At 60.4% G+C, this 12317-nt stretch carries 7 protein-coding genes; 6 read left to right on the plus strand and 1 reads right to left on the minus strand.

Features of this window, described 5'->3' with window-relative positions; all coding sequences use genetic code 11:
- Window positions 1–86 precede the first annotated feature (86 nt).
- Window positions 87–2936: a hypothetical protein gene (locus tag HYZ49_16930; protein MBI3243968.1), complete on the minus strand. Its 2850-nt coding sequence runs from the start codon at window positions 2934–2936 to the stop codon at window positions 87–89.
- A 240-nt stretch (window positions 2937–3176) separates the two neighbouring features.
- Between HYZ49_16930 and HYZ49_16935 the strand changes: the two genes are divergently transcribed.
- The 6 genes from HYZ49_16935 (at window position 3177) to HYZ49_16960 (ending at window position 12249) form a co-directional block, all read left to right on the plus strand.
- Window positions 3177–4028, plus strand: a complete 852-nt coding sequence (locus HYZ49_16935; GenBank protein ID MBI3243969.1) for a fructosamine kinase family protein — start codon at window positions 3177–3179, stop codon at window positions 4026–4028.
- Between the two features lie 94 nt (window positions 4029–4122).
- Window positions 4123–4437 (plus strand): translation initiation factor, encoded by a 315-nt coding sequence (locus HYZ49_16940; protein MBI3243970.1) that lies wholly within the window; start codon window positions 4123–4125, stop codon window positions 4435–4437.
- 213 nt (window positions 4438–4650) lie between these two features.
- A complete protein-coding gene (locus HYZ49_16945; GenBank protein ID MBI3243971.1) occupies window positions 4651–7560 on the plus strand; it encodes a cation-translocating P-type ATPase in 2910 nt (969 codons plus the stop codon).
- Window positions 7561–7717: 157 nt separating this feature from the next.
- The gene (locus tag HYZ49_16950) at window positions 7718–8269 is read left to right on the plus strand and encodes a sigma-70 family RNA polymerase sigma factor (protein MBI3243972.1); all 552 of its coding nucleotides are present in this window, start codon (window positions 7718–7720) and stop codon (window positions 8267–8269) included.
- Window positions 8269–10536 carry a FecR domain-containing protein gene (locus HYZ49_16955; GenBank protein ID MBI3243973.1) on the plus strand — a complete coding sequence of 756 codons (2268 nt, stop codon included), beginning with the start codon at window positions 8269–8271 and terminating at the stop codon, window positions 10534–10536. Before HYZ49_16950 ends, HYZ49_16955 begins: the two co-directional genes overlap by 1 nt.
- Before the next feature lie 87 nt (window positions 10537–10623).
- Entirely contained in the window at window positions 10624–12249 is a 1626-nt protein-coding gene (locus HYZ49_16960; GenBank protein ID MBI3243974.1) for an AarF/ABC1/UbiB kinase family protein, read from the plus strand.
- Window positions 12250–12317 lie beyond the last annotated feature (68 nt).

Consider the following 12317-nt stretch of genomic DNA (forward strand, 5'->3'; position numbering starts at 1 on the left):
CAGGCAGGAATCCGTTCGCTTCGCGTCCACGCATCCGCCGTTCTTTCCTTAGAACACGGATCAGTAGAATTTAACGGATCGATCCGTTAAATTCCACGCATCCGTCGTTCTTCCATCTCCCGCCTCAACTCCTCCAGCCGCGGATGCTGCGGCTCCAGTTCGGTTGCACGGGCCAGGCCGGCCTCGGCGGCGGCGAAGTTGCCCACGTCAATGTTGGCGCTGGCATAGTTGCGATGCCACATTGCTTTGTTTGGCTGTAACTTGATGGCTTCACCAAAGGCGGCGAGGGCCTCGATGTGTTTCTCTTGTTCACTCAAAACGTTTCCCAACATATTCCAACAACTGGCAACCTCAGCCCGCAGTTGCTCAGCTTCAAATGGAAGCTGACTCGCGTCAGGGTGGTCAAGCAGGCTTTGCCCGGCCAGCGCCGCCGCCTGCCATGCTTCGGCGGACTTCGCTTCTTCGGCGCGTTGACGCGCCTCAACAAACGTCCCCAGCGCGCGGCGCAAATCTTCCGGCAAAGCGGCGAATGCCCGACTTTGCGCCAACACACCAGCCAACCACTCCGGCGGTTCGCCGGCATTCAACTCAGCCCACAATTCTGAGAACAGTTCGCCCGCCTCTTCGCTGACTCGACGCAGAGTAGTAGTTGCCGCTTGAGAATACGGGGCATGCCCGATCTGATCAAAAAGCGACAAGGCAATATGAGCACAACGCAACGCTTCCACCAACCGCCCCCGCCGGTCTTCCCCCGGCAAACTCGCCAACTCGCTCAACAGCGTGGCGCGATTGTTCTGCGTCATCGCATAGTCCAGCGGCGCGGTGTCCGGGCGATAGTGCTTCAACGCTTCGTCGTAGGCCGCCAAACTTTCCACCAACCGCCCCCGCCGGTCTTCCCCCGGCAAACTCGCCAACTCGCTCAACCGATTGGCGCGATTGTTCTGCGTCATGGCGCGATTGTTCTGCGTCATCGCATAGGCCAGCGGCGCGGTGTCCGGGCGGCGATACTTCAAGGCGTCGTCGTAAGCGGCTAAGGCTTCCAACAAGCGCCTCACGCGGCCCTCGTTAGGCAAGGTTGCTAAGCGGCTGAGGGCATTGCCCAGGGTGACCAGCGCGGCGGCTTTCGCCGCAGGCGCGTCCTCCGCTGTTTGAGTCGCGGCCACCAGGCGGGTCGCCCAGTCGTAGCTGTCTCGAATGAAACCCCAGGCCGCTTGCAGGTTGGCGGCGTTCCCGGCCAGCGCCTGCGCCAGGCCCGCCTGATGAACGATTGCCCACTCGAAGGCATGGCGCAGTTGGACGTAATCGGGGAGCATGAGGTAGAAAATCTGGCGGTCGTCGGCGTCGCCCATCAACGCATTGTGAACGGTTGCGTGGCGCTCACGGGCAGCATCTTCTTCACTGGCCCGGCGCAGGAGGGCGAGGGCGTAGGCGCGGAGGAGGCTGTGTTGTTGGAAGCGGGCCTCACCCCCCGTCCGCTGGCGCGTCTCCTGACCGCCCCTTCGACTGCGCTCCGCTTCGCTCAGGGTGCGGTCAGGAGAGGGGAGAGACTCAATGCGAGTGAGGAGGCCGCGCTCGACGAGGACGGCCAGTTGGCCTTCGGCTTCTTCGAGGGGGCAGTCCCACAACCCGGCGGCGGCCTCAACGCGGAAACTGGCGTCGGGGGCAAACGCGCCCAGCTTGCGGAAGCGCTCGCGGGCAACGTCGGTCAGATCATCGTAGCTGAACTTCAAGGCAACTTCGACGGCGCTCACCTGCACTTCATCGCCGGGCAGGGTCAGTTCGCCAAAGCCACTGCCCTCGCGCACCTGCCGCGTCATCGCCTCCACCGCTTTGGGCCAGCCAGCCCGGCCCAGCCGGTCCAAACTACGCCCGGCAATGTCGAGGGCCATGGCGTGGCGGCCCAGGGCCTTCGCCAGTTCAGTCAACAACTCATCATCGGCATCCGTTGCCTGGTGAGCGCGGGCGCGCAACAGTTTGAGCGCGTCGTCTATGTTCAGCACGTCGAGTGGATAGACTTCGCCGCGCAGGTCGCGGGCCAGCCGTTCACTGCGGGTGGTGATGAGCACGCAGGCGTCGTTGGGCAGGGCGGCCAGCAACGGGGCAACCGCCTTCAAGTCCCAAACGTCATCCAGCACAACCAGCAGTGAGCCGTGCCCGGCCAGCAGGGCCCGCACGGCGTCGGGCGTGAAGTGCTTGCCCTCGGGCAGTGGCCGGTTGCCAAAGGCGTGTCCGCCCCAGCGATCCAGAATCGGCGCGCTCAGGTCCGGATCGCGAAAGCCCGCGCCCAGCCGCTCGAACAGGACGCCGCCCGCAAACTGCGACTCAAGCCCCGCCGCCAGATGCTCGGCCAGCAGAGTCTTGCCCACGCCCGGCGTGCCTTGCACGGCGGCGGCCAGGCCGGTAATAGCCGCTTTTGCGCCAGGGGCTAGCAGATTGCTCACGGCTTTACGTTCTTCGTCGCGGCCCACCAGCCGGGCGGTGGGGCGCGGCGCGGTCGGGGGCAACCAGTCGCGCGGGCCAAGCTGGGCCAGGCTGGCGGCGTCAATGAGGAGCGATTTGATCTCCCGAAGCTCGCGGGTTGCTGAGGAGCTCTCACCTTGAACGACTACTTGATCGGCATGTTCAATGCGCGTGCCGCCGATTTGTTGAGCCTGAACTTTCGCTGCTACTACATTCGTCTGGCCCTCTTGCTCCAAATTTCCTTCAATGTTCAACGTCGGTTGCGGAGTCGGATTCTTCTCCTTCTTGCCCGTCAGCAGGTCGTAAGCATCCTTGAAACCACTAAAGAACATGAGCACGCCCAACAGGGCAGCCACTGATAACTGCAATACGCCGTTAGATGTGTTGCGCCACTCTGGAAAGACAAGCCAACTGACACTGGCGACGATCAACACCAGCACACCGATGGCACTCAGAACGACAAGATAACGGCGCATGAGCACGTCCCTCTTAACCCGAATATTTGGCGGCAAGTTTGACCAGAGTTTTGGGACAGGTCGGGCATGAAGGGATTGTATGCTAAGTGCCAGCAAAAGGAAACTGAACCGTTAGCGTTACTGCTCGAGCCGGGCAGGCGGGCGTGGGTAAGAACAACGGATAGGTAGAATTTAACGGATCGATCCGTTAAATTCCGCCCATCCGTGTTCTCCCCTTTTCGCGTATGATCACCCTCACCCATGAACCTCCCTCCCTCCGTCCTCGACTTCTGCCATCACAACGGCTACGGCGGGATCCGCCGCGCGGCGCCGGTCGGCGGCGGGTGCGTGAGCAATGCAACCCGGCTCGATACTGACGGCGGCCCGCTCTTTCTCAAGGTCAACGACACAACCCCGTCCGACATGTTCGAGCGCGAAGCCGAAGGGCTGGTTGCCCTCGCCGCTCCGAACGCGATTCGCGTCCCCAAAGTTTTGGGCGTTGGCCCGAACTTCATCTTACAAGAGTTTGTGGAGCCCGGCCCGCGCCGCGCCAATTTTTGGGAAACGCTCGGTCTGCAAATGGCCGCCCTGCACAACCACACTTCGCCCCGCTTCGGCTTCCCGCACGACAACTACATCGGCCCGACGACGCAAATCAACACCTGGGAAGACGACGGCCACACCTTCTTCGCCGAACACCGCCTGCGCTTTCAAGCAGACCTCGCCCGCCGCAACCGCTACCGCAATTCAACTGATCTTCGCCAAATGGATTCGCTCGTCTCTCTTCTCTCCTCTCTCATCCCTCCCCAGCCCGCCAGCCTCCTCCACGGCGACCTCTGGAGCGGCAACCTGCACACCGGGCCGAACGGCGAGCCGGTGCTGATTGACCCTGCCGCTCACTACGGTTGGGCCGAGGCCGACCTGGCGATGATGACCCTCTTCGGCTCGCCGCCCGTTTCATTTTTCAAAGCTTACGAGTCAGCCCGGCCCCTCGAACCCGGCTACCGCGACCGATTTGACCTGTATAATCTCTACCACCTGCTCAATCATCTCAACCTGTTCGGCGAAAGTTATCTTGGCCCCGTGCAAACGATAATCAGGCGTTACGGTTGAAAAGATTCACCGCAAAGACTCAAAGGACGCAAAGATTTCCTTCATTTCCTTTAATTTCCTTAGCGTGCTTCGCGCCTTCGCGGTTCAATTTCCCATGCCTATCGTCTACTCCACCGACCCCGATCCTGAACCCAAACCCAAGCCTGCCGTCAAAGAGTCGCCGACCAAAGGGCAAGTGGCCCGCATCTGGCGTGACAGCAAACGCCGCAAAGGCAAGACCGTCACCGTCGTCGGCAACCTTCATCACGACCCGGCCACGTTCGAGAAGCTCTGCACCGACCTCAAGAAGCACTGCGGCGCGGGCGGCACGGTGAGAGACGGCGAGATCGAAATCCAGGGCGACCACCGCGAGAAGATCGCCGCCCGGTTGCAGGCGTTGGGTTATAAGACAAAATTCGTCGGCGGCTAACATCTGACAAGATGAAAGGGTGAAGGGATGACAAGGTGACTTGTAAGGGACGCTTCACCTTGTCACCCTGTCATCTTGTCACCCCGTCATCTTGTCACCCTGTCATCTTGTCACCCTGTCACCTTGTCACCCTGTCATCTTGTCACCCTGTCACCTTGTCACTCTTTCTCCCCTTCTATATAATGCCCGCATCTTTTCAACTCGGAGCCGCGCATGGTAGAAAACAACGTAAACGCCGAAGGACAAGCCTGGCACGCCGAAACCGTACAGGATGTGCTTGAGAAGCTGGCTACTCAACGTGAACACGGCCTTTCATCTGAAGAAGCAAAGAAGCGGCTCGAACAATACGGCCACAACGAACTCCGCGAAAAGCCCCCCACCCCGTTCTGGAAACTCGTCCTCGATCAACTCAAAGAATTTGTCGTCATCCTGCTCATCGTCGCCAGCATTGTCTCGTTTCTCCTCGGCGACGAAATTGAAGCGGCGGCCATCATCGCCATCGTCGTCCTCAACGCCGTCATCGGCGTCGTCCAGGAGTCGCGGGCCGAGGCCTCGCTGGCCGCCCTCAAAAAGCTGGCCGCGCCCGACGCCCGCGTCATCCGCGACGGCTCACGGATCAACGTCCCCACCCGCGAACTGGTGCCCGGTGACGTGGTGCTGTTGGAAGCCGGCAACTTCATCCCCGCCGATGTCCGGCTGGTAGAAAGCGTCAACCTGCGAGTGGAAGAGGCGGCCCTCACCGGCGAGTCGGTGCCGGTGGAGAAACGGGCCACCCTGACTCTTGAGCGCGAGATACCGCTAGGCGATCGCAAGAACACAGCCTTCATGGGCACCATCGTCTCCTACGGGCGCGGCACCGGGGTGGTAGTCGCCACCGGCCTCAACACCCAGATCGGCCTCATCGCCCAAATGCTGTCGGCGGTTGAGGAGGAAGAGACGCCCCTGCAGTTGCGGCTGGACGAACTGGGCAAGCAGTTGAGCATCGGCTCGCTCATCATCGTCGCCATCGTCTTCATCGTCGCTTTAGTGAATCAAACCGAACTGGGCCAACTCTTTCAAGCGCCACTGGCTTACTTCGACGCCTTCAAAGAACGAATCACCGAAGTCTTCATCATCGCCGTCAGCCTGGCGATTGCGGCGGTGCCCGAAGGGCTGCCGGCCGTGGTCACCATCACCCTGGCTCTGGGCATGCGCGAGATGGTCAAGCGCCACGCCCTCATCCGCCGCCTGTCGTCGGTGGAGACGCTTGGCTCGGCCTCGGTGATCTGCTCCGACAAGACCGGCACGCTCACCCAAAACGAGATGACGGCAGTGCAGTTGTGGTGCGACGATCAGTCGTTTGAGATCACCGGCGACGGCTACAAGCCGCAGGGCAACTTCATCCACGAAGGCGACCATCTCAACTTCTCCGATCATCCGGCCATCACCACGTTGCTTTGGGCGGGTTTGCTTGCCAGTGACGCGATTTTAGAGGCGTCGGGCGAAAACGAGCGCCAGCCCACCTATCGCATGGTCGGTGACCCCACCGAGGGGGCGCTGGTGGTGGCGGCGGCCAAAGCCGGAATCTGGCGCAAGGAAGTAGAAGCTGTCTTCCCGCGCATCGCCGAGAATCCGTTCGACTCGGCGCGCAAGATCATGAGCACCTTCCACAACGTCAAAGAGGCCATGCCGGAAGTCAGCCCGTTCAACGAACCGGCGGGAACCCCTGAGTTTGTGGTGTGCGCCAAAGGCGCGCCGGACGTGATTCTGAAAACGTGCAGTCACTATCAAAAACTCAACGACGAGGCCGCGCCGATCACGCCGGAGTTTCTCGAAAAGGTGCTGGCCGCCAACGCCGAGCTTTCGAGTCAGGCATTGCGGGTGCTGGCCGTCGCTTACCGCATCTCCGATCACCACCCCGATCCGATGACGCCCGAAACCGTCGAACACGACCTGACCTTCGTCGGCCTGATCGGCATGATTGACCCGGCCCGGCCCGAAGTGAAGCCGGCCATTCAACACGCGCGCGAGGCCGGCATTCGCACGGTGATGATCACCGGCGACTTTGTGGACACGGCGCGAGCCATTGCCAACAACATTGGCCTCTTGCGGAAGGATGGCAAAGTGTTGCCCGGCGCGGCGCTCGACAAGATGAGCGACGCCGAAGTGTTGCAGGCCGTGAAGGAAACAGATGTGTTCGCCCGCGTATCGCCGCAACACAAGGTGATGATTGTGGACGCCGTGCGCCGGACGGGCGCGGTGGCGGCCATGACCGGCGACGGGGTGAACGATGCCCCCGCCCTCAAGAAGTCGGACATCGGCGTGGCCATGGGCATCACCGGCACCGACGTTGCTAAAGAAGCCGCCGACATGGTCCTCACCGACGACAACTACGCCAGCATCGTGGCCGCCGTCGAGCAGGGGCGCATCATCTACGCCAACATCCGCAAGTTTGTGTTCTTCCTGCTCTCGTCCAACGTGGCCGAGATCATGATCATCTTCTTAGCCACTTTGGCCGGCCTGCCCACGCCGCTCACTGCCATTCAACTGTTGTGGCTCAACCTGATCACCGACGGCGCGCCCGCCCTGGCGCTGGCCATGGAAAAGGGCGACCCGGACGTGATGCAATATCCGCCCCGCCCCAAGAACGAGTCCATTGTGAATCGTTCGATGCAATTGGGCATCGTCATTCAAACCATCACCCAGACCGGCGCGGTGCTGGGGGCGTTTGCTCTCGGCTTGTTGTGGCATCTCAAAGCCGGCGACGCCATGCCGGCAGGCGCGAACCCCATCTTGTTCCTCATCCAGCACGACTGGACGAGCATTGACGTGCAGACCGCCGAGACGATGGCCTTTGTGACGCTCTCGCTGTGTGAGTTGTTCCGCGCTTACACCGTTCGCTCCGAGCGCGTCTCGTTGTTCCGCTTGGGCGTGTTCTCAAATCCGTACATGCAGTACGCCGTCGGCCTGTCGCTTGCCCTGTTGCTCCTCGTCGTCAACGTGCCGTTCCTGCAACCGATCTTCAACACCCACTTCCTGAGCCTGGCCGAGTGGGCCGTCGTCGTCGGCCTGGCCCTCATCCCGGCAGTTTCGGAAGAGATGACGAAGGCGTATTTGAGGTGGAGTGAGGCCAAAGCAAAGTAAATCGCCAATCTTCCCATCGCTTTCAAAGCCCGTTTCCTGCCAAAATAACAGGAAGCGGGTTTTTGTTTGCGCCATCGTCCAATGACTTTGAATCCTTTCCCCACCCTCTCCGTTAATACTTACAGAATGAGCGGTCATGCCCGACGGAGACGCACCCATGCCTGATCCCTCTGGCTCTGGCCTGATTACACTTGCCCAGCGAGGTGACGTGGACGCGATTGGCACACTGTACGACCAGCATCATCAAGCTCTGTTCAGGTACATCTGGCTCAGAGTGGGAGAGCACGCTCTCGCCGAAGACCTGACCGGCGATGTTTTCGTGCGGATGCTGGCCGCCCTGCCGCGTTACCGTCCCACGCAAGCCACGTTCCGGGCCTGGCTCTACCGCATTGCCCGCAACTTGCTGATTGATCACTATCGCAAAGAAGGCAACCGGGCTTCGTCGCCGCTCCAGCAGGCCGAGAACAAAAGCGCCGAAGATGACACGCCGCTGACGCTCTTCGAGCAAAAGCTGACCGTCGAGCGTCTACGCCACGCTCTTTCCACTTTGGAGCAATCTCAGCGTGAAGTGGTAACGCTGAGATTCTTGAGCGGCCTGTCTTTGCAGGAAACGGCGGTCGTGCTCGGCAAAACCGAAGCCGCCATCAAAGCTCTGCAACATCGCGGCCTGGCGGCGTTACGCTCGGCCTTAATCCAGGAACACATCTGATGGACGAGTTACACGATCTCTTTCAAGAACGATTGGCCCGACTCGAACAGGGCGAGCCGCTGGAGGCCTGCCTGGCCGGCCTGCCGGAAGAAGAAGCCTCTTTATTGAAAATGGCCGCCCAACTTTCGACAGTGAACTACCCAGAGCAGGCCAGTGACAGCGCCCTCGCCCAACGCACAAAGCTGTTGCAGGCGGCGCGGGTGGCAAAGGAGAAAAACGCGATGACAACCAAACCTCGTTGGGTTTTGCCGGCGGCGCTTAGCGGCGTTGCGGCGTTTGCCTTTATTTGCGTGATCGCTGTGGCCGCAATGGCCGGGTTTGCCTCGTTGAGGCGTTCACCTGCCGCCCCTCGGCAAGTCGTCATCGTCACCCCTTCGCAAAACGGCGGCCCGACTCAAATCATCCCCATTGCAAATCCACAAAGCGGCACGATGGCAAATGTGCGCGGCAACGTAAGAGTTCAAGGCGACGATGGCTCGTGGGCGACAATGAGGAACGGGCAAACCGTCACTGCCGGGAAGCGCATTCGCACCGGCCCGCTGTCGAGCGCAACGCTGGTCTTCTACGACGGGAGCCAGGCGCGGCTGGGGCCAAACACCGAACTCTGGATCGATTCTCTCAACGCCCAGACGAGCGGCCCGCGCATCATTCAACTCACCCAATGGGTCGGCGACACGAAGCACGATGTAGCCCACTCCGCCGACCCGGCCTCTGTCTACGAAGTCCGCACGCCTTCCGGCGTCGGCACGGCCAAAGGCACATCATTCCAGGTGCTGGTCACTGCCCTCTTCGTCCGCTTCGACGTTGACAAGGGAGCAGTGGCTGTCGCCAACCTGAACATCATCGTGGTCGTCGTCGCCGGGCAATCCACCACCATTCCTTCGGGTCAACCGCCGGGCGATCCGGTCTTCCGTGTCAGCGGCGAAGGCGAAGTTCTGCAAACCGGCAGTGTCTGGAACATCGGCGGCCAAACCTTTCTCACCGACGGCAACACCGTCATCGTCGGCAACCCGCAAGTGGGCGACCGCGTCGCCGTCGAAGGCCGCCTTCTGCCAAATGGCAGTCGCCTCGCCGACCTCATCACCCTCCTGCATCGCGCCTCGAAAAACACTTTCTCGTTTAGCGGCGTCGTAGAGTCCATCGGCGGCGACTCGTGGACGATCTCTGGCCGGGAAGTTCGGGTTGATGAGCTGACGACTATTGAGGACGGGATCGTGGTCGGGGACGCCGTCGAGGTCAGGGGCGGCATTGCTCAGGACGGAACCTTCTGGGCCGGCGAAATTCGCAAACGAGCCGAGGCCGAACAGCCGTTTGAATTTACTGGCGTGATTGACGCCATCGCCGACTCGGGCTGGACGATCTCCGGCGTCACTATCAAGGTGGACGGCAACACCGAAATTGATGAGGGACTCGAAACCGGCGACGTGGTCAAAGTCGAGGGCCACATTCAGGCCGACGGTTCGTGGCTGGCAGAATCAATCACGCTTGCCGATGAGGACGAGCACAAGTTTGAGATCACCGGGCCGGTGGAGAGCATGGATCCGTGGAAGGTGGCCGGAGTGGAATTCGAGACGGCGGCCTGGACAGAGATTGACGAAAACATCAAGGTTGGTGACCGGGTGAAAGTGGAGGGCCGGATTCAGGAAGATGGAACTTGGGTAGCCGATGAAATCAAACTGATTGAAGCCAGCCAGGCCTTGCGATTTGAGTTTGTAGGTAAAGTGACCAGCACCGACCCGTGGGTGATCGGCGGCGTCACGCTCGCCACCGACGAGAACACCGAGATTGCGAATGATATTGAGGTCGGCGATTTTGTGAGGGTCAAGGGACATATTCTGCCCGATGGCGCTCTGCTGGCCGATGACATCAGCCCGCTTGAAGACCCTGCTGACTGCTTTGACACGGTCGTCGTCGTCAGCAATGTCACCGCCGAGAAAATTATCCTGCTCAACGGGCAAACCATCAAGCTAAAGGACATTGACCTCGAAGGCGATGTCAAAGTCGCCAGCATAATAATCGTCCATGCCTGCGTCGGCAAAGACGGCAAGATCGTCATCGTGAGCGTCATCGTCATCTTCCAACTGGATAAGCTTCCTGATGTGATTGTGATTCGACCGCCGGATGATCCTCGCGACAACAACAATAACAACAACGACAACAATGGCGGCAACAACGACAACAATAATTGTCAGGATGGTGATGATCACGATCATGGCAAGGGAAACGACTGCCACAAGCACGGAGGCGATGATGGCGATGATGACTAAGCCTCGCTAACGATTCTGCCTGAAGCCGCCGCTTTTTAGAAAAAAACGGCGGCTTTTTTATTGCCTCAACAGTGATATGATTCCCGCGTGCTCCTCAACCGCCGCTACCTTAGCATCGTCCTCTTTTTTGGCCGCATCGTCCTCAATTTCATCTTTTGGGAAATCATCCTTCGCCGACTCGGCTTTCGCGCGCTCGCCAACCGAACCGCCCAGGCCCGCTACACCGCCGCCGCCCGCCGCTTCCGGGCCGTTGCCATTCGCATGGGCGGCGTGCTCATCAAAGTCGGCCAGTTCCTCTCGTCCCGTGTGGACGTTCTGCCCGACTACATCACCGAAGAACTGAGCGGCCTGCAAGACGAAGTTCCCGCCGAAACTTTCTCGCGCATCAGGACCGTCGCCGAAGCTGAACTGAAAGGGACATTAACCGAAAAGTTTGCCTCATTCGACGAAACGCCGCTGGCCGCCGCCTCGCTGGGGCAGGCTCACCGGGCCACACTCTCCAGCGGCGAAAAAGTCGTGATCAAAATTCAACGGCCCAACATTGAGCATGTTGTCGAGATCGATCTCGCCGCCCTGCGTACCGTCGTCAGTTGGCTTAAGCATTATCGGCCCATCAGTAAACGCGCCAACGTCGAGGCCCTGCTGGCCGAATTCAGCGCCACCCTGCGCGACGAACTCAATTACGTGGCCGAAGCGCAAAACGCCGTCCGCTTCGCCGACATGTTCAACGGCAACCCCGGCGTGCGCATCCCCAAACTCTATCCCGGCCATTCAACGCTCCGCGTCCTGGCCCTCGAAGACGTCTACTTCATCAAAATCACCGACTACGCCGCCATCACCGCCGCCGGCATTAATCGCGCCGACGTGGCCGAGCGCCTCTTCCAAACTTACCTCTATCAAATCTTCAACGTCGGCTTCTTCCACGCCGACCCTCACCCCGGCAACTTATTCGTCGAACCGGCCAATGGTGAGCACGATTGGCGACTCATCTTTGTAGACTTTGGCATGGTGGGCCAGATCACGCCCGCCATCCGCGCCGCCTTGCGTGAAGCCGCCGTGGCCGTTGGAACCCGCGACCCGGCCCGGCTCGTCCACTCCTTCGTGGCCGCCAACGCCCTCCTGCCCGGCGCCGACGTTGACCGCATCATCGAAGCCGAGACGGCCGTCTTTGATCGTTTCTGGGGCAAGTCCATGAAAGAATTGCGGCAGACGGATCCGCGTGAGATGAGAAAGTTCATGCGCCAGTTTCGCGATTTGATGTTTGAGCTTCCGTTTCAAGTGCCGGAGAATCTGATCTATCTCGGTCGCACCGTCGCCATCCTGTCGGGCATGTGCACCGGCCTCAACCCCGACTTCAACCTGTTCCTCAGCATCACCCCGTTTGCCCAAACATTGCTGGCCGAAGAGACAGGCGACGGCGGCCTGGATTTTTGGCTCAACGAAATTCTGGAGTGGGGCCGAAAACTGGTTGCCCTGCCAGCCCGGCTGGACTCAGCTCTGACTCGAATCGAGCGCGGCGAAATCACCGTCATCAGCCGCCCCTCGCCCGAACAAAAACTGCAAGCCGACCGGCTCAGCGCCGCCCTTAACCGCCTGACGGGCGGATTAGTGTTCACCGCTTTACTGGCCGTAGGCGCAATGCTTTATCTCAACGAGCAACCGGCTCTAGGAGCGTTTCCATGCCCTTGCACATTTCCTCTCGCGCCGCTTTGAGATGCTCGCGTGTCTCTTCAGGGATAAAATCGTGCAGATGTTTGTGTTCAGTCTTTTCTTCAGCCATA

It is taken from the genome of Chloroflexota bacterium (assembly GCA_016197225.1).
Taxonomy (GTDB): Bacteria; Chloroflexota; Anaerolineae; order Anaerolineales; family VGOW01; genus VGOW01.